The organism is Streptomyces corchorusii, assembly GCF_001514055.1.
Lineage (GTDB): Bacteria > Actinomycetota > Actinomycetes > Streptomycetales > Streptomycetaceae > Streptomyces > Streptomyces olivaceoviridis.
Genome location: NZ_KQ948364.1, coordinates 14501 through 35213, shown reverse-complemented (window position 1 = coordinate 35213; position 20713 = coordinate 14501). Strand labels below are relative to the sequence as shown.

20 protein-coding genes are annotated in these 20713 nt (G+C 73.4%); 12 read left to right on the top strand and 8 right to left on the bottom strand.

Annotation, left to right across the window (positions count from 1 at the left end):
* Positions 1 to 8 precede the first annotated feature (8 nt).
* The gene (locus AQJ11_RS31580; RefSeq protein WP_107120910.1) at positions 9 to 1340 is read right to left on the bottom strand and encodes an aminotransferase class I/II-fold pyridoxal phosphate-dependent enzyme; all 1332 of its coding nucleotides are present in this window, start codon (positions 1338 to 1340) and stop codon (positions 9 to 11) included.
* 50 nt (positions 1341 to 1390) lie between these two features.
* On the opposite strand from AQJ11_RS31580, the gene AQJ11_RS31575 reads away from it, so the two are divergent.
* On the top strand, positions 1391 to 2071 hold the full coding sequence (locus tag AQJ11_RS31575; RefSeq protein ID WP_014671390.1) for a pyridoxamine 5'-phosphate oxidase family protein: 681 nt from the start codon (positions 1391 to 1393) through the stop codon (positions 2069 to 2071).
* 10 nt (positions 2072 to 2081) lie between these two features.
* On the opposite strand, the gene AQJ11_RS31570 is transcribed toward AQJ11_RS31575, so the two are convergent.
* The 3 genes from AQJ11_RS31570 to AQJ11_RS31560 form a co-directional block, all read right to left on the bottom strand.
* Positions 2082 to 3038, bottom strand: coding sequence for a DMT family transporter (locus AQJ11_RS31570; protein ID WP_059265437.1), 957 nt, complete (start codon positions 3036 to 3038; stop codon positions 2082 to 2084).
* Between the two features lie 190 nt (positions 3039 to 3228).
* Positions 3229 to 4233, bottom strand: coding sequence for an EamA family transporter (locus AQJ11_RS31565; protein WP_059265436.1), 1005 nt, complete (start codon positions 4231 to 4233; stop codon positions 3229 to 3231).
* A gap of 98 nt (positions 4234 to 4331) precedes the next feature.
* A complete protein-coding gene (locus AQJ11_RS31560) occupies positions 4332 to 4970 on the bottom strand; it encodes a Clp protease N-terminal domain-containing protein (protein WP_244218431.1) in 639 nt (212 codons plus the stop codon).
* 264 nt (positions 4971 to 5234) lie between these two features.
* Here AQJ11_RS31560 and AQJ11_RS31555 point away from each other — a divergent pair, with 264 nt between their 5' ends.
* Positions 5235 to 5663 carry a type II toxin-antitoxin system Rv0910 family toxin gene (locus tag AQJ11_RS31555; protein ID WP_059265435.1) on the top strand — a complete coding sequence of 143 codons (429 nt, stop codon included), beginning with the start codon at positions 5235 to 5237 and terminating at the stop codon, positions 5661 to 5663.
* A gap of 64 nt (positions 5664 to 5727) precedes the next feature.
* On the opposite strand, the gene AQJ11_RS46645 is transcribed toward AQJ11_RS31555, so the two are convergent.
* Positions 5728 to 6363: a PadR family transcriptional regulator gene (locus AQJ11_RS46645; protein ID WP_079082495.1), complete on the bottom strand. Its 636-nt coding sequence runs from the start codon at positions 6361 to 6363 to the stop codon at positions 5728 to 5730.
* 187 nt (positions 6364 to 6550) lie between these two features.
* Here AQJ11_RS46645 and AQJ11_RS31545 point away from each other — a divergent pair, with 187 nt between their 5' ends.
* The gene (locus AQJ11_RS31545; RefSeq protein WP_059265434.1) at positions 6551 to 7363 is read left to right on the top strand and encodes a PhzF family phenazine biosynthesis protein; all 813 of its coding nucleotides are present in this window, start codon (positions 6551 to 6553) and stop codon (positions 7361 to 7363) included.
* Between the two features lie 8 nt (positions 7364 to 7371).
* Here the strand turns inward: AQJ11_RS31545 and AQJ11_RS31540 are convergent, their stop codons facing one another.
* Together AQJ11_RS31540 and AQJ11_RS31535 are read right to left on the bottom strand one after the other, a co-directional pair.
* Positions 7372 to 8172 carry a CPBP family intramembrane glutamic endopeptidase gene (locus tag AQJ11_RS31540; RefSeq protein ID WP_059265433.1) on the bottom strand — a complete coding sequence of 267 codons (801 nt, stop codon included), beginning with the start codon at positions 8170 to 8172 and terminating at the stop codon, positions 7372 to 7374.
* Positions 8173 to 8380: 208 nt separating this feature from the next.
* Positions 8381 to 9898 (bottom strand): glutamate-cysteine ligase family protein, encoded by a 1518-nt coding sequence (locus tag AQJ11_RS31535; RefSeq protein WP_058079765.1) that lies wholly within the window; start codon positions 9896 to 9898, stop codon positions 8381 to 8383.
* A 570-nt stretch (positions 9899 to 10468) separates the two neighbouring features.
* Here AQJ11_RS31535 and AQJ11_RS31530 point away from each other — a divergent pair.
* Complete coding sequence (locus AQJ11_RS31530) at positions 10469 to 11053, top strand: hypothetical protein (protein ID WP_014671399.1); 585 nt, start codon at positions 10469 to 10471, stop codon at positions 11051 to 11053.
* A 286-nt stretch (positions 11054 to 11339) separates the two neighbouring features.
* A complete protein-coding gene (locus tag AQJ11_RS31525) occupies positions 11340 to 11546 on the top strand; it encodes a DUF5999 family protein (protein WP_041665012.1) in 207 nt (68 codons plus the stop codon).
* Positions 11547 to 11735: 189 nt separating this feature from the next.
* Here AQJ11_RS31525 and AQJ11_RS31520 read toward each other — a convergent pair whose 3' ends face one another.
* Positions 11736 to 13211, bottom strand: a complete 1476-nt coding sequence (locus tag AQJ11_RS31520; RefSeq protein ID WP_079082483.1) for a glycoside hydrolase family 43 protein — start codon at positions 13209 to 13211, stop codon at positions 11736 to 11738.
* Positions 13212 to 13443: 232 nt separating this feature from the next.
* On the opposite strand from AQJ11_RS31520, the gene AQJ11_RS31515 reads away from it, so the two are divergent.
* The 7 genes from AQJ11_RS31515 to AQJ11_RS31485 all read left to right on the top strand — a co-directional run bounded on the left by AQJ11_RS31515 (position 13444) and on the right by AQJ11_RS31485 (position 20701).
* Positions 13444 to 13974: a universal stress protein gene (locus tag AQJ11_RS31515; protein WP_014671402.1), complete on the top strand. Its 531-nt coding sequence runs from the start codon at positions 13444 to 13446 to the stop codon at positions 13972 to 13974.
* Positions 13975 to 14139: 165 nt separating this feature from the next.
* Positions 14140 to 14697, top strand: a complete 558-nt coding sequence (locus AQJ11_RS31510; RefSeq protein WP_014671403.1) for a hypothetical protein — start codon at positions 14140 to 14142, stop codon at positions 14695 to 14697.
* Between the two features lie 251 nt (positions 14698 to 14948).
* Positions 14949 to 16907, top strand: coding sequence for an APC family permease (locus tag AQJ11_RS31505; protein WP_059265432.1), 1959 nt, complete (start codon positions 14949 to 14951; stop codon positions 16905 to 16907).
* Positions 16908 to 17132: 225 nt separating this feature from the next.
* Positions 17133 to 17528: a TOBE domain-containing protein gene (locus AQJ11_RS31500; RefSeq protein WP_041665013.1), complete on the top strand. Its 396-nt coding sequence runs from the start codon at positions 17133 to 17135 to the stop codon at positions 17526 to 17528.
* A 199-nt stretch (positions 17529 to 17727) separates the two neighbouring features.
* Entirely contained in the window at positions 17728 to 18567 is an 840-nt protein-coding gene (gene modA, locus AQJ11_RS31495) for a molybdate ABC transporter substrate-binding protein (RefSeq protein WP_059265431.1), read from the top strand.
* Positions 18564 to 19424: a molybdate ABC transporter permease subunit gene (modB, locus tag AQJ11_RS31490; RefSeq protein WP_014671407.1), complete on the top strand. Its 861-nt coding sequence runs from the start codon at positions 18564 to 18566 to the stop codon at positions 19422 to 19424. The genes modA and modB overlap by 4 nt, the downstream gene beginning before the upstream one ends.
* Positions 19421 to 20701 (top strand): ABC transporter ATP-binding protein, encoded by a 1281-nt coding sequence (locus tag AQJ11_RS31485; RefSeq protein ID WP_079082481.1) that lies wholly within the window; start codon positions 19421 to 19423, stop codon positions 20699 to 20701. Before modB ends, AQJ11_RS31485 begins: the two co-directional genes overlap by 4 nt.
* Positions 20702 to 20713 lie beyond the last annotated feature (12 nt).

The following is a 20713-nucleotide window of genomic DNA, read 5'->3' as shown; positions in this document are numbered from 1 at the left end:
CGTCACCGTCAGCCGTAGGCGCGGGCCAGGGACGGGCGCACCGCCGCCGCCACCGCGTCGGCCAGCGGGGCGATGTCCTCCTCGGCGAGCGGTGAGACCGTGATGCGGACCGCCTGCGGGGAGGCCAGGCGGAAGCGAGCGCCCGGGGCGACCGCCCAGCCCCTGTGGAGCAGGCGGGCGATGGCGCCCGTCTCGTCGGGGACCGGGACCCAGACGTTCATGCCGCTGCGGCCGTGCGCGACGACGCCCCGCTCCGCCAGCGCGTCGACCAGGCCGGCCCTGCGGGCCCGGTACGCCTCCGCCACCGCCGCCCGGTCGACCGCGCCGTGGGTCCACAGGTGGGCCACGGCCCGTTGCAGCAGGAGGCTCACCCAGCCGGGGCCCAGGCGCTGACGGCCGCGGACCCGGTCGACGGTGACGGGGTCCCCGGTGAGGACGGCGAGGCGCAGGTCGGGGCCGTAGGCCTTGGCGGCGGAGCGGACGAAGGCCCAGTGGCGGGTGACGCCCGCGAGAGGGTGCAACGGCAGGTCGACGATGCCGTGGCCGTGGTCGTCCTCGACGAGCAGGGTCCCCGGGTGGTCCCGCAGCACCGCGCGCAGGGCACGCGCGCGCGTGGCGGTGACCGAGGCGCCGGTCGGGTTCTGGGCCCGGTCGGTGACGATCAGGGCGCGGGCCCCGGACTCCAGGGCGCGGCGCAGGTCGTCGGCGCGCGGTCCGTCGTCGTCCACGCCGACCGGGGCCGTGTGCAGACCCAGGGCGGGGACGAGGTCGAGGAGGCTGCCCCAGCCGGGGTCCTCGACGGCGACCGTGTCGCCGGGCCTGAGGTGCGCGGCGAGCACGCGTTCGACGGCGTCGAGGGAGCCGGAGGTCACGGTCAGCGGGCCCGCCGGGACGCCGTCGGCGTCGAGTTCGGCGCGGGCGAGGCGGGCGAGTTCCGCGTCCACGGGGTCGTCGCCGTAGCGGACGGGCACGCGGTCGCCCTGCTCCGCCGCCGCGGCGAGGGCCGGGGCCAGGAGGGGCAGCAGGGCCGGGTCGGGATTGCCCGTGGACAGGTCCCGGCCTCCGGGGGGCACCTCCACGCGCAGCTGCTCGCGGCCGGTGGTGGCCGGCTTGGGGCGGATACGGCTGCCCCGGCGGCCGGCCGTCTCGATCACCCCACGTTCGCGCAGGATGCGGTAGGCGGCGGCGACCGTGTTCGCGTTCACTCCGAGCCGGGCCGCCAGCTCCCGCATGGGGGGCAGGGCCTCGCCCGGTCGCAGCTCGCCGGTGCCGACCGCCTGCTCGACGCCGGCCGCGATCTCGGCTGCGCCGCGCCCGGTGATCCGATATTCTCCTAGCACAAACAGCATTATGCACTAGTGCAAAACTCGCCGCCACTGGAGGGGACGCCATGCAGGGCACGACCGAGGACACACGGACCGCCGCCTACACGCCGACCGACCGGACCGTGCCCACGCGCTCCGCCGAGCGGGCGTCCTACGACAAGGAGCTCGTCCACGCGATCCTGGACGAGGGGTACGTCTGCCACCTCGGCTTCGTCCGGGACGGCGCCCCGGTGGTGCTGCCGACGCTGTACGGCCGGGTCGGCGAGCGGCTCTACGTGCACGGCTCGACCGGCTCCCGGCCGCTGCGGATGACCGGCCAGGCCGACCCGGGTCTGCCGGTGTGCCTGACGGTCACCCACGTCGACGGGCTCGTGCTGGCCCGCTCCGCCTTCCACCACACGATCAACTACCGCTCGGTCGTGGTGCACGGCACCGCGTACGAGGTCACCGACCCCGAGGAGCGGCGGCTGGCCCTGGACGCGCTGGTCGACCACGTCGTCCCGGGCCGGGCCGCCGACTCCCGGCCCGGGAACAAGAAGGAGCTGGCCGCCACCGCGGTCATCCGCCTGGACCTGGAGGAGGTCTCCGCCAAGGTCCGCACCGGCGACGCCAACGACGAGCCCGAGGACATGGACCTGCCGCACTGGGCCGGGGTCGTCCCGCTCCGCAAGGGCTACGACACACCGGTCCGCAACGCCGACCTGGCGCCCGGCGTCGAGCTGCCGGACTACCTGGCGGCGCGGTAGCGGCCGAGGCTCACACCGGGGCGGGTTCCCGCCGGCCGGCCCCGCGGACCTCGCCCACCGCCAGGCCCGCGACCGCGCCGAGCATCAGCAGGGTGCCGGCCGCCGTGGCCGCCGTGAGCCGCTCGCCGAGCAGGACGACGGCGAGCACGGCCGCGGTCACCGGCTCCAGCAGCATGATCACGGAGACGGTCGCGGACCGGACGACGGCGGCTCCGGCGAAGTAGAACGCGTACGCGAGGGCCGTGGGTACGGCGGCGATGTACAGCAGCAGCCACAGCAGCCGGGCCGGGTGGGCGGTGTGCGGGAGCAGCCCTTCCCCCGCCGCGAACGGCAGCAGGCACAGGCTGGTCACGGCGAAGGCGCCCACCGTGGTGCCGGCGGCGTCGGTGCCCCCGCCCCTCCCCCACCAGCGGGTGAGCAGGGTCATCGCGCCGTAGCCCGCCGCCGAGGCCAGGGCCAGCAGCACCCCGGCCGGCCGTACGGTCGCCGCCGAGCCGCCGAAGGTGAGCACGGCCAGCCCGGCGAGCGCGCCGGCGACCGCCGCGGCACCACCGGCGCCGAGCCGTTCCCCGAGCAGCAGTCGGGCGCCGAGCGCGATGAGCACGGGACCCGCGCCGAGGGTCACGACGGTGGCCACGGCCAGCCCGGTCGACGCCACGGCCGCGAAGTACGCGGTCTGGAAGACGGCCAGGCCGAGCCCGGTGGCCAGCGCCCTCGTGAGCGTGCGGCGCGGGGGCCGGGCCGGGGCCGGACGGCGGACGCGCGGCCGCAGCAGCCGGCCGGCCGACAGGAGGGCGAGCCCCAGCGCGCAGCGCCAGAAGGAGAGGGCGAAGGCCCCCATGTCGCTGGTGCGGTAGACCAGCGAGGCGGCGGCGCCCGCGGTGCCCCAGGCGGCACCGGTGACGATCAGGTAGAGCAGGCCACGCCCGACGGGCAGGCCTGGAGCGGGGTGCGAGAAGGTCGACAAGGGAATCTCTCCGCAGAAGCGCACGTGGACGTGCGGAAGTACGGGAGCGTCCCGCTCGGGCGGGGCGCGCGGACTTCGTCTGCGGGCAGCACCGTCCGGCCCGGCGCGCACGCGCCGGGCGGGACCCGGGGGCCCGCCTCAGGCGGCCAGGGGCGAAAGGACGAGCGCGCGGCGCGACATGATCCGGAGCCTAGGCGGCCGTACCCCGCGCGGACAACTCCCTTTCCGCGCCGCCCGAGGCGACCGGCGTGGAGGAGCCCTCGGCCGGGGTGGCGGACTGCGCGATGAACGCGCCCACCAGGACCACCGCGCCCCCGGCGACCTGCGGCGCGGACAGGTGCTCGCCGAGCAGCACCCAGGCCAGCACGGTGGCGATGACCGCCTCCAGACAGGCGACGACCCCGGCGACCTGCGGCGACAGCCGGCGCACGGACAGCACCCCGGTGACGTACGCGATCACCGTGGCGACCAGCACGATCCACGCGAGCAGGGCGACCGCCGGTACGGCGGTGCCGTTCAGTCGGGCGGAGCCGGCCAGCACCGGCCAGTCGATGCTCCAGGGGCGGGCCACCGCGGTCAGCACGGCGGCGCCGACGAGCAGCCCGTAGGCGATGACACCGAGCGGGTCCGGCGCCGCCTCACCCGCGTCGCTGCCCTGGTCGGACAGCACGAAGTAACCGACCTGGCAGCAGGCGGCGCCGAGCGCCAGCACCAGGCCCAGCGCGTCGAAGCTCAAGCCGGACCAGACCTCGACCACGCAGGCGAGGCCCCCTGCGGCGAGGACGACACCGAGCGCGGCGGCGCGGCTGACGGGCCGCCGCTGCACGAACCGCACCCAGCCGAGCACCAGGGCGGGGGCCAGGTACTCGACGAGCAGGGCCACGCCGACCGGTATGCGGGAGAGCGCGGCGAAGTAGCAGGCCTGGACACCGGCGACGGCGAGCAGTCCGAACCCGGCGAGCAGCGCGGGCCGGCGGCGCGGCAGCGCCCGGTGCCGGATCGCGACCGGCAGCATGACCAGGGCGGCGCCCGCCACCCGGAGCCACACCACGTGGAGGGGGTCGAGCCCCGCCTCGATCAGCGGCTTGGCGGCCACTCCGGACCCGCCGAAGGCCAGCGCCGAGCCGAGCGCGAGACCGAGCCCGGCTCCCTTGCCGGGGCTGTCCTGACTGCTCACAGACGTACGCACCGGCACATGATGACAGGCGACGACAGGAGCGTCACCCCAGATGACACCTGTCTCAGCTGATGGACGGCGGCCGGAGGAAGGGCCCCGGAGGAAGGGCCGGGGGCTCAGCGGGCCGCCCCGCCGTCGTCGGCGTACACGTCCGCCACCGCCTCGATCCGCGCGGACAGTTCGCGGGCGGGGACGCCGGCGCGTTCGAGGACCTCGACCGCCCGGGACCGCGGGTCCGCGGCGAGCGCCGCGAGCAGGTCCGTGCCGCCGACGCGGGGCGCGCCCCGCCGCCGGGCACGCGCGCGGGCGTCCGCGAGCGCGGCGGACGCGGCGGGGGACCAGCCCTCGGCGTGCTTGCCCGGACCCCCGAGAACACCGGGACCGGCGGGACCCATGGGGTCGGCAGGCCCACTCGCGGCGTCGGCGGGGCCGGCCGGCGCGGGGACGAGGGGCATGGCGCCGGAGTCCTCCACCCTGCTCTGCCAGCGCAGTCCATAGCCGATGCTGCGCTGCACCAGGTAGCCGAGGACCCGGGCGAGCCGTTGCGGGCCCCCGACGGCGGCGCGGGCCTCGGGATCGTGTTCCAGCAGGGCGTGCAGCAGATGGGCGGTGTCGGTGTGCCGGTCCCTGTCCCGGACGGCCCTGCGGCGGGCAGCGGAGACCACCGCCGCGAGCTCGGCACCGAGCCCGGCAGCGCCGTCCGGGTGCGGAACCGCTCCGTCATCGGCGGTCCGGTGGGCTGTACGGGGTTGCACATCCCCTACCTCATCAGCCGCAACGGGACGGGACATCCACGAGGGGAACCATTTTCGCGTCCCACGCGGAGTGGACATCACCGAGCCGGATCTCATCCTTACGGAGGAGATCAGACCGGTACGGAGGAGATCGGACCGATCCCGCGCACGGACGGCACGCCCCCGCAACGGTCCTGACGGTTCATCAGTATCGAATGTTCGCGCCACCGCGGCTACGTTCCGCGACACCGTAGCCCGATACGCCCGATCCGAAGGGGTGGTCGCATGGCCGAAGTCAGCGCCGAGGCACGCATCCAGGCGCCGGCCGAGAAGGTGTGGGCCCAGCTCACCGACCGGCCCTCGTACGGGGCGTGGAACGCGACCCACACCGGCTTCCCGCGAGGCGGCCTGAAGACCCTGGCCGTGGGCGGCACGTTCCAGGAGGACATGAAGCCGATGGGCTTTCCGGCGGAGGTCGACTGGACCATCGAGGCGCTGGAACCGGCCCGGGTGTTCGCCATCCGCGGCCAGGGCCCGATGGCGGTGACCGTCGCCACCCGCTACACGCTGACCCCGGACGGGGACGCCACGACACTCCGGATCGACGGGGAGTTCACCGGGGCCGCGGTGTCGCTGATGGCGGGCAAGCTCAAGGACTCGGCGACGGCCGCCCTGAACGAGTCGCTGCGCAAGCTGGACGGCCCGGCGGCCTGAGCCGGGACAGGCGAAGGCGCCCCGCGCGGACGGCGCGGGGCGCCACGGCCCTCGTCCAGGAGGCTCAGTCCTCGTCGGCGAGGATCAGGTACAGCTTCTTGCGGGCGTCGTTGATGACGGCGAGCGCCTTCTCGCGCTGCTCCTTGCTGCCGGTCTTCCACACCTGACCGAAGGCCTCCATCAGCCCGAAGCCGGCCTGGCGGATCTCGGTGAGCGCCTCCCAGTCGACCCCGCGCGAAGCCTCCTCCCAGGGGGCGTCCGGCCCCTCGTCGGCGGCGGCGCGTCCGCTCTCGGTCAGGGCGAACAGCTTCTTGCCGCCCTCGCTCTCGCTGGCGATCAGGCCCTCGTCCTCCAGCAGCTGGAGGGTCGGGTAGACCGAACCGGGGCTGGGCTTCCAGGCGCCGCCGCTGCGTTCGGCGATCTCCTGGATCATCTCGTAGCCGTGCATGGGCCGGTCCTTGAGCAGGGCCAGGATCGAGGCGCGTACGTCACCGCGCCGCGCCCGCCCTCGCGGGCCGCCCCGTCCGCGCGGCCCCCAGGGGCCCGGTCCGAATCCGGGTCCACCGGGGCCGAAGTCCGGACCGCCCGGACCGAAGGGCCCGAAGGCGGCCCGGCGCCCGTCGAACCCACCGAAACCGCCCCTACCCCGTCGGCCAGGGCCCTCGTGCCGGTGTCCACGCTCGAAACCGTGGGTGCGCATCGCGATCACTCCATTCCATCGTTGATCTGTCGCGTCTGCATCGCTTATCGTTCGCGATGCCTCAACGATATATCGGAACCGATCGCCTGACAATCCCCTTCCCATGCGGCCGACCGGGCCGGGAATCAGTCCGGCATCCCGTGATTGGCCTTGGCCCGAGGGCCGAAGCAACCGCTAGCGTCGGGCCATGCGCATCCGAATCGTCGACGCCTTCACCGACCGCCCCTTCGCCGGCAACCCGGCCGGAGTCCTGCTCCTGGACGACGTCTTCCCGGACGACGACTGGCTCCAGAACGTCGCCATGGAGGTCAACCACGCCGAGACGGCGTTCGCGCACCGGTTGCCCGAGGGCGGCGAGGCGGACTGGGCGCTGCGCTGGTTCACGCCCGTCACCGAGGTCGCGATGTGCGGCCACGCCACCCTCGCCACGGCCCACGTCCTGCACACCACCGGCGCCCACGAGGGCCCGGTGCGGTTCGCCACCCGCAGCGGCGTGCTGATCGCCACACCCGGCGCGGACGGCTCGGTCACCCTGGACTTCCCGACCGCCCCGCTCACCCCGGTCGAGATCCCGGCCGGGGTCGCCGAGGCGCTCGGGGCGCGGCCGGTCGCCGCGTTCGACACCGGGCCGAACGTCGGCGACCTGCTGGTGGAACTCGCCGACGAGAAGACCGTGCTCGGCCTCTCCCCCGACCACCGGGCCCTGGGCGCCTACTCCTCACGCGGCGTCATCGCCACCGCCCGCGCCGACGAGCCCTCACGTGGCCACGACTTCGTCTCCCGTTGCTTCTTCCCGAACGTCGGCATCGACGAGGACCCGGTGACCGGCAGCGCCCACACCGCGCTCGCCCCGCACTGGTCCGCCCGCCTCGGCCGCGACGACCTCACCGGGCTCCAGGCCTCCCGCCGCACCGGGCTGGTCCGCACCGGCCTGCGGGGCGAGCGCACCCTGCTCACCGGCTTCGCGGTGACGGTCCTCGACGGCGAACTGTGCGCCTGAGGGCTCGCTCAGGCGGTCGGCAGCCAGCCCACCTTGCCCGCGAGGAGGGCGTAGCCGACGAACGCGCCGATGTCGAGCAGGGAGTGCGCGACGACCAGCGGCCCGACCCGGCCCCAGCGGCGGTAGAGCCAGACGAACACCACGCCCATGACCATGTTGCCGAGGAAGCCGCCGACGCCCTGGTAGAGGTGGTACGAGCCCCGCAGGACCGCGCTGGCCGCCAGCGCGGCCCCCGGGGTCCAGCCCAACTGCCCCAGCCTGCGCAGCAGGTAGCCGACGACGATGACCTCTTCGAGGATCGCGTTCTGCACCGCGGAGAGGATCAGCACCGGGTACTTCCACCACACGTCCGGGAGTGCCTCGGGTACGACGGTGAGGTTGAAGCCGAGTCCGCGGGCGGCGAGGTAGAAGGCGATGCCGGTGCTGCCGATCACGGCCGCGATGCCGGCACCGCGGGCGAGGTCGGGCCAGGGACGGGTGCGGTCGAAGCCGAGGGTGCGCAGGCCCGCGCCCTCGCGCAGCAGCAGGTGGGCGACGAGCGCCACGGGGACCAGTGCGGTGGCGATGCCGAAGAGCTGCCAGGCCAGGTCCAGCCAGGGGCGGCCCGGTGCGGCGGAGGCGTTGAGGGTGGCCGCCTGGTCCTTCAGCCCGCCCGGCTTGGTGACCGAGCCGATGAAGCTGATCAGCGCGGACACCCCGCTCGCCCCGAGCGAGAGCGCCAGCACGAGCAGCGTCTCGTCCCGCAGCATCCGTCGCGGGTCGCGCTCCCGCGCCGCGGAATCGGCCACCGAGTCAGCCTCCACCTGCACCCCTGCCTCCAGCCGGCTCACGGGCCCCTGGCCCACCTTTCGCCTGGCAAGGATCGCAGAAGGAGCTGTGGAGGGCGCGGCATGCCCCGGAGGGCAGGGCCCTCTCGTGGCCTTACGACAGCCCGCCGTAGCCTTACGCCCCCCTCCCGGCGTGGCCTTACGATCCCCTTCCGCCGTGGCCTTGCGACAGCCCGGCGGAGCCCGGTGCTCAGCCCAGCGGTACCGGCTCCGGCAGCCCCACCGGCCACGTGTGCACCGGCTCCCCGACGTGCATCAGCTCGGCGTACCTCCGCGTCGTCGCCGCCAGGGCCGCCTGCCGGGACAGCCCCTGCTCCAGCGCCCGGTGGAAGGTGGCCGCCTGCCAGGACGCCCCGTTGACGCGGCGCCGGCAGCGTTCCTCGATCACGCCCAGGTAGAGATCCCGGTCGGCGGCCTCCACACCCCACGCGTCCAGTCCGGCCGAGGCCAGCGGCAGCAGCTCGTCGCGGACCAGCGTGACCGCGTCGACCTCGCCCGTGCCGCCGTACCGCCCCCGTCGGGGCCACACGAAGCGCGCGTCGATGCCGTACCGGCACGCCGCGTCGAAGTTCGCCTCGGCCGCGGCGAACGGCAGCCGCGTCCACACCGGCCGGGACTCCTCGGCGAGGGCGCGGACGAGGCCGTAGTAGAAGGCCGCGTTGGCGATCACGTCCGTGATGGTGGGCCCGGCCGGCAGCACCCGGTTCTCCACCCTGAGGTGCGGGACGCCGTCCGCGATGCCGTACACCGGCCGGTTCCAGCGGTAGATCGTGCCGTTGTGCAGCACGAGTTCGGCGAGTTTGGGCACCCCGCCGGCCTCGACGACCTCCAGCGGCTCCTCGTCGTCGCAGATCGGCAGCAGGGCCGGGAAGTAGCGCAGGTTCTCCTCGAACAGGTCGTACGCGGAGGTGATCCACCGCTCGCCGAACCAGGTGCGCGGCCGTACGCCCTGTGCCTGGAGCTCGGGCGGCCGGGTGTCGGTGGACTGCTGGAACAGCGGGGGCCGGGACTCGCGCCACAGCTCGTGCCCGAAGAGGAACGGTGAGTTCGCGCCGACGGCGATCTGCGCGGCGGAGGCCGCCTGGGCCGCGTTCCACACGTCGGCGAACCGGCCCGGGGTGACTTGCAGGTGCAGTTGCAGGGAGGTGCACGCGGCCTCGGGCACGATCGACTTCGAGGTGCACACGAGGTGCTCCACGCCCTCGATGTCGAGCCGGAAGTCCTCTCCGCGCGCGGCGACGATCTGGTCGTTGAGGAGTGTGTAGCGGTCGACCTCGGAGAGGTTGGAGGAGACCAGGTCGTCCCGGTCGAGGGTGGGCAGGATGCCGATCATCACGATGCCCGCGTCCACCTCGCCGGCCTTCCGGTCGGCATAGGCGAGCGACGTGCGCAGTTCCTCGGCGAGCCGGTCGAAAACCCGGCCGCCCAGTCGGTGTGGGGCTATGTTGACTTCCAGGTTGAACATGGCGAGTTCTGTTTGGAAATCGCGGCTCGCGATGCGCTCCAGTACCTGCCCGTTCAACATTTTCGGCATACCGTCCGGCCCCGCGAGATTCAACTCGATCTCGACTCCCATGAGATTCTTGGGCCGGTCGAATCGCTTCTCGCGCAGCAGCCGCTCCAGTCCCGTGAGGCACTGCTGGAGCTTTTCACGGTAGCGCTGGCGATCGGACAGGTCGAACTGCCCTGCCACGACCTTCTCCCCCATCGAAGTGTCCCTCCTCGGATGGGCGGGCCGACGATCCGGCCGCCTGGCTCCCGGGTCAGGTGGGATGATGCCCAGCCGAAGCGATCGATAACGTCCCGCGCGGGCCCGCCGCCCGCTAGTCTGTCGTAATGTTCCCGGCGGCACATTCACGGGGCATGCCGCACTCGCACCTTCGGGTGCCCCGCACACCTCGTGAAAAACGCCGACGACATTCGGCCGACCGTTACCGGTGCGTAGGGCGAGGTCAGCGACGGGGGCCCGGTCCGGAAATCGGGATGATTTCCGTAAATCGACGGCCTAATTCCGCCTTGCCGGTCCGACCGGAATCGGATAGCCGAAACACCGACCGAACACACGTCGTATAAACTTCCTCCACAAGGCAGAAGGTTGGCGCCCTCGGTCCTGGTTTTCCGCGGTGTTCCTGCCGTCCCCGTTGACGGGCGGCAGACCGAGCCGCACTCTCTTTCACACCGACCTGGGCCCCCACCTCTCCGGCCTTCCGTGAGCTGACAGCGCCGTCCGCCCCACCCTCCTCGCGCCGCCGCGCCTGTCGAATGAGAGGCGACCCACATGCCGCTGCACGTGCCCCCTGCCCCCGCGCCTGCCCTGCGCTCCGTCCTCACCGCCCTCGGTTCCCCCACCGCGGTCCGTGAGGCGCGCACCCCCTCCCTGCGCGCCGCGCAGGGTCCGGCGACGCCGGAACTCCCGCTGCCCGTCCATGTGCTGGACCGGATCACCGCGCAAGGCCTGTCCGCGACCCGGCTGGCCGGCTGGCGCTTCCTGATCCGGTGCGGTGACAGCGCGGTGGCCGCGGCCGACACCATGCTGACTCCCGACGGCTGGGCCTTCTCGCACTTCTTCGAGGGCCCGTACGTCGCCTCCACCGAACGCGCCCTGCAACAGGCCGAGGCCCTGCAACAGCCGTATCAAGCGCGGCTGCTGTCCGTGCCCGGGCTGTACATGCTCACCCTGTGGCTGCACGGCGACTGCTCCGGCGACGGCAGCGAGGGCCATCCCGCCGCCACCGATCTGCTCGTGCCGCTGGCGCCCGCACCGCCCGGCATACCGACGCACCGTCCGTTCCCGGTCGCCGAGTTGCTTCCGGTGCTGACCCATCGGGCGACTCCTCTCCCGCTGCTCGGCTCGCCTGCCTGACCGACGCCCGCGTACCCCGCTTCCCGCGAGGGAAGCGGGGTACGACTGTCTTTCGAGCACTCCGCCGCCCGGAGCCATCCGGACTAGTCCCATCCGGCCACTGCGAACCACCCGAAGGGACAGTGCAGTTGGACTGAACCGTCCGCGCGGGTGACGCGTCCTGAACCTGTGAGAAGCGGTGCCGTGAAATCCCTGCGGAACGACGCCCAGAGGACAACACTGGTTTCCCAACGACTCATCACCACGGGGGACGGACATGATCACGACAGAGCGAAAGATCCCGCCCATGTGCCAGCACCAACCACCGTGCCCGCCGGCCGAATCCGCCGACCGGGAGTCCGCCCGCCTCGTGGCGCACCACCCGGAGCAGGGGTGGAGCCTGCTGTGCAACGGCGTCCTGCTCTTCGAGGACACCGGTGAGCTGCTGCCCGACGGCCGCGTCATCGCCCCGCACCGCCCGCTCGGTGCGGAGCAGGTGATGACCGCCGCCTGAGGGCGACGGGGCGACCCGATCCGGGCACGCACACCGACCTGACCTGAACAGGGGCACAGTGCCCCGAGGGGCCGGCCGCACATGACCCGCGCGCACCGGCCCCGACGCGTGTCCGGGGCGCGCGGGCCGGGCAGCCCCGCGCCCACCCTTCCGAAACTTTCGACATCGCTCGGCGCGCCGAGGTCTCGCTTACGGCGTGGCGGGCGCGTACTCGAACCAGTCGAAGGCCGCGCGGCCCTCGGTGACGTACATGCCGATGACACGGCCAGTGAACCCGGCGGCCACCTCCGTGGACAGATAGCGGCCGTCGAGTTCGGCGAGCCGGACGGTTCCCTCGGCGGTCGCGACGGAGAAGACGAGGGTGTCGGGGCCGTGCTGCGTCCCGGGGTCCCGGGTGGCGCGGATCTCGACGGCCAGGGTGACCGGCCCCGCCGGCACCGGATATTCGGCGACGCGCTGCCGCAGCGGGCCGATCCGCGCGATCACGGCCGCGGTACCCCCGCTCACCTCCAGGTCGTAGTGGTGGGCCTCGTCCAGGCGCACCGACAGCCCCGCCCGCGCGGCGCCGGGCTCCAGCGACGCCGCCGCCCGGCAGTCGTGGTGCTGCTGGCGGCGGCCGACGAAGGTGTGCCCGGGCCGGTCGAGGCTGTCACCGGTGGCGGCCAGGGTGAGATGGCCCGGCCGCTCGGTCAGCGACCAGCAGCCCTCGGGCCGGCGCCGCGGGGATATCCAGTGCGGTGCGAGCGCCGGGCCCGCGAAGTCGTCCCGCGCCGGCGGCTGTTCGACGGGTGCCCAGGCGGCCGGCGCCGGATGCCGCTCCTGGACCGGACCCGTCCGCGGCCAGCCGTCGGCCCACTCCACCGGGACCAGGAACGTCTCCCGGCCGAGGACGTGGAACTCCGGGAACCAGCCACGGGGCCGGGTGCCGAGCAGCACCATCCACCAGGTGCCGTCGGCCGCCTGGACCAGGTCGCCGTGTCCGGTGCACTGGATGGGCAGGCCGGTGCCGCGGTGGGACAGCAGCGGGTTGCCGGGAGCCGGCTCCCAGGGGCCGCGCGGCGAGCGGGCGCGCGCCACGGAGACCCCGTGCCCCAGGGCGGTGCCGCCCTCGGCGAGCAGCAGGTACCACCAGTCGCCGATCCGGTACAGGTGCGGGGCCTCCGGGTCGCGCAGGCCGGTGCCGGACCACATCGGCAGCGGACCCTCCAGCACCCGTCCCGTGCGCGGGTCGATCCGGGCCACGCTGACCCCCGCCATCGCGACCCAGCAGGAACCGTCCTCGTCCCACGCCAGGTCCGGGTCGATGCCGGGCAGATCGATCCACACCGGGTCGGACCAGGGACCCTCGGGGCGCTCCGCGGTGACGAGGAAGGTGCCGCCGGCGCCGGCGCTGGTGGTGACGACGTGGAAGAGTCCGTCGTGGTGCCGGATCGTCGGCGCGTAGATGCCGGCGGACGCCGGGAGGTCCTCGGGCAGGTCCAACTGCCCCGGCCGGTCGAGCACGTTGCCGATCTGGCGCCAGTGCACCAGGTCCCGGCTATGGAACAGCGGAACGCCGGGGAAGTACTCGAAGCTGGAACACACCAAGTAGTAGTCGTCGCCGACCCGGCACACGCTGGGGTCGGGGTGGAAACCCGGGATGACGGGATTGTCGTACGTTCGCATGCTCGCCCCCTGGAGGTTTCGAAAGTTTCGTCATGAGCGCCGAATCTTAATGATCCCAGGGGCGTTCGCGGGAGTGGTCGCGGGAGTGCTCGTACCGCCCGGCTGGTCGAATCACCGGCACGGGAGTGGGATGGAAGGAAGCGAGGAATCGCGGCGGGCATCCCCGCGGGTGTCACGGGCGTCAGGGGCGTCACCCCCTCCGGTGCCCGTCCGGAACGGTGGAGCATGAGTCATGTCCGGTTACGACGGCTCGGCGGCCACGCGCGTGGTGGTCGGTGTGAGCGGCTCCCTGAACAGCGTCACGGCCCTGCGGCGGGCCGCCGCGCTGGCCCGTCGGCTGAGAGCCCGGCTCTGGCCCGTGCTGGCCTGGGAACCACCGGGCGGTGACTCCGCCGCGCGGCGCTCCCCCACCGCCGGACTGCTGGTCGAGGAGTGGCAACGGCTCGCCAAGCAGCGGCTGGCCTCGGTGCTGGAGGAGACCTTCGACGCGGAGGGCCCCGGTGTGCCGATGCAGCCCGTCGTCGTCCGCGGCGCCCCCGGCCCGGCGCTGGTGGCGACCGCGAACCGGGAGGACGACGTCCTGGTCGTGGGTGCCGGGCGGCGCGGACTGCAACGGGCCTTCTCCGGCCGGGTCTCCCGGCACTGCCTGGCCCACGCGGTCTGCCCGGTCCTGGCGGTGCCCCCGTCCCCGCTGGAATCGGAGCTGCTGTCCGTCCACCGCCGCAACACGTGGCATCTGCGCATCGACACCCGGGGGTTGTGAATCGGCACCCCGGGGGTCGTGAAGGGGGCGACCAGGTCACGCACCGGTGCGCGGGGCGAGGACGGCACGCCGGGCCGCTGCCGTCCCGTCAAGATCCGGCCCCCGGCCGTCAGAGCACCGTCAACGGCGAAGCCGGGGCACCGTCGACGGACTACCGTTTTCCCCATGGAGCACGGCAACGACACCCGCCCCCAGCCGACCGGCGCCCACCCGTCCGGCGCCGGGACCGTGGTGCACGACCGCGGCTGGACCCAGGACGCGCGCACGTCGGCCGGCTGCGCGGGCGCGCTGTTCGGCCTGCTGCTGTGCGTCGACTGGGCGGCCGGCTCGCTGACCTGGTGGCGCGGCGCCCTGTGGCTCCTGCTGGCCCTGCTCCTGCTCCTCGTGCTGTTCCCGGTGCGCGTGTCCGCCGGGCGGAACTGGCTGGCCACCCGGCGCCTGTACCGCACCCGCCGCGTCCGCACCGATCTGCTGACCGCGGTGCGCCCGCTGGACGGTGTCACCCAGCGCCTGGTGCTGCGCGACGCCCTCGGCAACCGGATCGAGATCGACCCGGAGGTCCTCGTCCGCAACCCGGAACTGTGGTACCGGCTGCACGAGGGCACCCGCGGCTCGGAGGCCGCCGGCACGCTGCTGAGCGGTGCGACGGAGCTGCACCACCTGGCCCGCCGCGTGGACCGCGAGACGGCCCTCGGTGTGTTCCGGGCGTCGGGCCTGGAGTGACGCTCGGTGGCCGCCACCCGGGCGGCTCCCCCGCCGGCTCCCCCGCGCCCACCCGCTCCGCCCGACCCCGGACGAACCCGCCCCCGCCTCCCCTTCTCGGTGCGGCTCCGCCCCGCGCGGGCCATTCTTAACGCAAGCTTGACGCCGCCCGAGCCGTGATCCATGGGCCCAGGCGTCACTCTCTGCTTACGCTGGTGCCGCCGTCCGCGTGATGGCCGCAAAGAGCTGAGCCGCACACCAGGAGCACGCCGATGGTCACGACCGAGCGCCCTCCCAGTACCAGCCGCCTGCGCGCGTGGATGCTGGAGGGCCTGTCCGACATGGGCAAGGGCGGTGGCCACACCGGACCCCACGCCGAGCCGGAGCCCCCGCACCAGGGACAGCGCTGGTGGCGGGTGATGTGCCTGACCGGCGTCGACTACTTCTCCACCCTCGGCTACCAGCCCGGCATCGCCGCCCTGGCCGCCGGTCTGCTGTCGCCGGTCGCGACCATCGTGCTCGTCATCGTGACGCTGGCCGGCGCGCTGCCGGTCTACCGCCGGGTCGCGGAGGAGAGCCCGCACGGCGAGGGCTCGATCGCGATGCTGGAGCGGCTGCTGTCGTTCTGGCAGGGCAAGCTGTTCGTGCTCACCCTGCTGGGCTTCGCGGCGACGGACTTCCTCATCACCATCACGCTGTCCGCCGCCGACGCCTCCACCCACCTGGTGGAGAACCCGCATCTGACGCAGGCCCTCCAGGGCAAGCAGATGCTGATCACCCTCCTGCTGGTGGCCCTGCTCGGCGCGGTCTTCCTCAAGGGCTTCCTGGAGGCGATCGGAGTCGCGGTCGCCCTGGTGGGCGTGTACCTCGGCCTCAACCTCGTCGTCGTCATCACCGGCCTGTGGCACGTCGTCACCGCCGGGCACGTGGTCACCGACTGGTCCAGCGCCCTGACGGCCGAACACGGCAACGTCTTCGTGATGATCGGCGTGGCACTGATCGTCTTCCCGAAGCTCGCCCTCGGCCTGTCCGGCTTCGAGACCGGTGTCGCCGTCATGCCGCACGTCAGGGGCGACGCCGGCGACACCGAGGAGCACCCCGCGGGACGCATCCGCGACACCAAGAAGCTGCTGACCACCGCCGCGCTGATCATGAGCTGCTTCCTGATCGCCACCAGCTTCATCACCACGCTGCTGATCCCGGAGAAGGAGTTCGAGACGGGCGGCCAGGCCAACGGCCGCGCCCTCGCCTACCTCGCGCACGAGTACCTCGGCAACACCTTCGGCACGGTGTACGACGTGTCGACGATCGCCATCCTGTGGTTCGCGGGCGCCTCCGCCATGGCCGGGCTGCTCAACCTGATGCCCCGCTACCTGCCCCGCTACGGCATGGCCCCGCACTGGGCGCGGGCGGTGCGGCCGATGGTCATCGTCTTCACCCTGGTCGCCTTCCTGGTGACCTGGATCTTCGACGCCGACGTCGACAAGCAGGGCGGCGCCTACGCCACCGGTGTGCTGGTGCTGATCAGCTCGGCCGCCATCGCCGTGACCATCGCCGCGCGCAAGGCGGGACAGCACGGCTGGACCGTCACGTTCGCGGTGATCTCGGTGGTGTTCCTCTACACGACCGTCGTGAACGTCATCGAGCGCCCGGACGGTGTGAAGATCGGTGCCTGCTTCATCGCGGGCATCGTGCTGGTGTCCCTGTTGTCCCGGCTGGCCCGTGCCTTCGAGCTGCGGGTGACCAGCGTGTCGCTCGATCCCATGGCGGAACGGTTCATACGGGACATGGCCAGCCGCAAGATGCGGTTCATCGCCAACGAGCCGGACCGCCGGGACAAGGCCGAGTACCGCGACAAGATCGAGCAGATCCGCACCGACAACGACCTGCCCGAGCAGGAGGACTTCGTCTTCGTCGAGGTCACCGTCACCGACCCGTCGGAGTTCGAGGCGGGCCTCACCGTCCGCGGCGAGGTGCTGCACGGCCGCTACCGGGTGCTGACGCTGGAGTCCGCCTCGATCCCGAACGCCCTCGCCGCGCTGCTGCTGCACATCCGCGACGTCACCGGCTGCACCCCGCACATCTACTTCGAGTGGACCGAAGGCAACCCGTTCGCCAACTTCCTCCGCTTCTTCCTCTTCGGCCAGGGCGAGGTCGCCCCGGTCACCCGCGAGGTCCTGCGCGAGGCGGAACCGGACCGCGAACGCCGGCCACGGGTGCACACGGGCTGACCCCTGGCCGCGCGGCCGGACGTGCATCGCGGCTGAGCCGGGCCGCGCGTTCGGGCGTGGATCGCCTCGGCGCTCCGGCCGTCCCGCACCGCGACGACGTACGCCCGGCCCCGCAGCCGCCGAACGCTTCCGCCGGGACCGGGGCGCGGTACGGCCGCATCACGGCACCTCCGGCGGCCGACCCGTGTCCATGGTTCCCGGGGGCGTGGCCCTATCGTGACCGGCATGCAGTCCTACACCATCGGTCAGGCCGCGCGGCTGCTCGGCGTCAGCCCGGACACCGCCCGCCGCTGGGCCGACGCCGGCCGGGTGGCCACGCACCGCGACGAGTCCGGGCGGCGGCTCGTCGACGGCAGAGACCTCGCCGCGTTCTCGGTCGAACTGGCCAAGGCGGGCGCCGCCGAGGAGGACGCCTCGTACACCTCGGCCCGCAACGCCTTCCCCGGCATCGTCACCGCGATCAAGCTCGGCGACGTCGCCGCCCAGGTGGAGATCCAGGCGGGCCCGCACCGGCTCGTCTCGCTGCTGACCCGCGAGGCGGTGGAGGAACTGGGCCTGGAGGTCGGCATGGAGGCAACCGCGCGTGTGAAGTCCACCAACGTGCACATCGACCGGACCTGACCGGGCACGCACGACCGTCACACCTCGGACCGACGAGCGCCGTGCAAACGCACATGCAAGCCGCAAGCCCACAGTTGCCAGCTCATGCGAGGCAACAGATGACTTCTGCCTGGTACATGCGGCAAAATCATCACGGCATGGCCAACTGGGCCGTGCCCGGGCGCGACGTCGTTCGACAGAACCGAGGAGTAGATCCGTGATGACCCGTTCCGTGCGCCGGACCCGGCGGATGCTGCGGCTGGCCGGCGCGGGAGCCGCCGCCGCGCTGGCCCTCAGCGCCTGCTCCTCCTCGTCGGGCTCCACCGACTCGTCCAACTCCTCCGACTCGTCCGCCTCCTCCGGCACATCGACGTCCCCGAAGCTCTCCGGCACGGTGACCGTGTTCGCGGCGGCCTCGCTGAAGGAGAGCTTCACGGCCCTGGGCAAGGAGTTCGAGAAGCAGCACCCGGGCACACAGGTCAGCTTCAACTTCGGCGGCAGCGACACCCTCGCCGCGAACATCACCGGCGGAGCCCCGGCGGACGTGTTCGCCGCGGCCAGCCCCAAGACCATGGCCGTCGTGACGGACCAGAAGGACACGGCCGGCACCCCGGTCACCTTCGTCCGCAACCAGCTGGAGATCGCCACCGTACCGGGCAACCCGCACAAGGTGGCCTCCCTGAAGGACCTCACCAAGGCCGGTCTGAAGGTCGTCCTGTGCGACAGGACCGTGCCGTGCGGCGCCGCCGCCCACAAGGCCCTGGACGCGAGCGGTCTCAAGCTCACGCCGGTCTCCTACGAGCAGGACGTCAAGGGCGCCCTGACCAAGGTGGAGCTGAAGGAGGCCGACGCGGCGGTGGTGTACAAGACCGATGTCAGGGCCGCCGGTGACAAGGTGGAGGGTGTGGAGTTCCCCGAATCGGCCCGGGCCGTCAACGACTACCCGATCGCGCTGCTGAAGAACGCGCCGAACACCGAGGCCGCCAAGGCGTTCGTCGCCCTCGTACGCTCCGCCGAGGGCCAGAAGGTGCTGAGCGAGGCCGGGTTCCTCAAGCCGTGACCTCGCTCGACAAGCCCGGTGCCGCGACCGGCCCCCGCACGGGCCGACCACGGCGCCGCCGCGTCGGCACGGGGGGCCGGCGCGGAGTGCCGTTGCCGCTGCTGCTGCCGGGCGTGCTGGCCCTGGCGTTCCTGCTGCTGCCGCTGCTCGCCCTGCTCGTCCGCGCGCCGTGGCGCGGCCTGCCGGGCCGGCTGGCCGACGCGGAGGTGTGGCAGGCGCTCCAGCTGTCCCTGGTGAGCGCCACGGCGGCGACCGCCGTCAGCCTCGTCCTCGGTGTGCCGCTGGCCTGGCTGCTGGCCCGAACGGAGTTCCCCGGCCGGGGTCTCGTGCGCGCCCTGGTGACCCTGCCGCTGGTGCTGCCGCCGGTGGTCGGCGGTGTGGCCCTCCTGCTCGCCCTGGGCCGCAACGGCGTCATCGGCCGGTGGCTCGACGCGTGGTTCGGCATCACGCTGCCGTTCACCACCGCCGGGGTCGTGATCGCGGAGGCGTTCGTCGCGATGCCGTTCCTGGTGATCAGCGTGGAGGGCACGCTGCGCGCCGCCGACCCGCGGTACGAGGAGGCGGCGACCACGCTCGGCGCCTCTCGCTTCACCGCGTTCCGCCGGGTGACGCTTCCGCTGATCGCGCCCGGCATCGCGGCGGGCGCGGTGCTGGCCTGGGCCCGCGCGCTCGGTGAGTTCGGCGCGACGATCACGTTCGCGGGCAACTTCCCCGGCCGCACCCAGACCATGCCCCTGGCGGTCTACCTGGCCCTCCAGAACGACCCCGAGGCCGCCATCTCCCTCAGCCTGGTCCTGCTGACCGTGTCGATCGCGGTACTGGCGGGCCTCAGGGACCGCTGGATGACAACGTCATGACGACTCCCCGCCCCCAGGCCGCCGACGGCACCGAGCCCTCCCGGGACCCCGCGGCACCCACCGACCCCGCCCCGACCACGGACGGCACCGCCTCCGCACAGGAACCCGCCGCAGCCGCCGAAGGCGCTCCCGTCCCGCAGGGGCCACCCGGACCCGGCGGCGAGACCCGCACGGCCGGTGCGGGCGGGAACCCGGAGCCGGCCGGGGGCCGGCCGCGCACCACCGACCCGCAGCAGCCCTCCGGTCTCGACGCCCGCCTCGTCGTCGACCGCGGCGCCTTCCGCCTGGACGTGACCCTGAAAGCCGCTCCCGGCGAGGTCCTCGCCCTGCTGGGCCCCAACGGCGCCGGCAAGACCACCGCCCTGCGCGCCCTCGCCGGCCTCACCCCCCTCAGCGACGGTCACCTCCGCCTGGACGGCACCCCCCTGACCCGCACACCCGCGGAGTCCCGCCCGGTCGGCGTCGTCTTCCAGGACTACCTGCTCTTCCCCCACCTGTCCGCCCTGGACAACGTCGCCTTCGGCCCCCGCTGCCAGGGCGTGCGCAAGGCGGAGGCCCGCGCCCAGGCGGCGGCCTGGCTGGAGCGGATGGGTCTGACGGCCCACGCGGGCTCCAAGCCGCGCGGCCTGTCCGGCGGCCAGGCCCAGCGCGTGGCCCTCGCCCGCGCCCTGGCCACCCGTCCCCGGCTGCTGCTCCTGGACGAGCCGCTGGCGGCCCTGGACGCCCGTACCCGGCTGGAGGTCCGCGCACAGCTCCGGCGCCACCTGGCCGAGTTCGAGGCGGTCTCCGTGCTGGTCACCCACGACCCGCTGGACGCCATGGTGCTCGCGGACCGGCTGGTGGTCGTGGAGCACGGCCGGGTCGTCCAGGAGGGCACCCCCGCCGACATCGCCCGTCACCCGCGCACGGACTACATCGCGCGGCTCGTCGGCCTCAACCTCTACCGCGGACAGGCCGCGGGGCACACCGTACGGCTCGACACCGGGCCCGCGATCACGACCACGGAGGAGCTGTCGGGCCCGGCCTTCGTGGCCTTCCCGCCGTCCGCCGTGACCCTGTTCCGGGACCGGCCCTCCGGCGCCAGCGCCCGCAACCTGTGGCGCTGCGAGGTCGCCGGCCTGGAGACGTACGGCGATCAGATCCGCGCCGACCTCACCGGTGAGCTGCCGCTCGCGGCGGACCTGACGACGGTCGCCGCCGCCGAGCTGGACCTGCACCCGGGTGCACCGGTCTGGGCGACGGTCAAAGCGACGCAGACCCACGCATACCCGGCCTGAGCGGACCGGCCC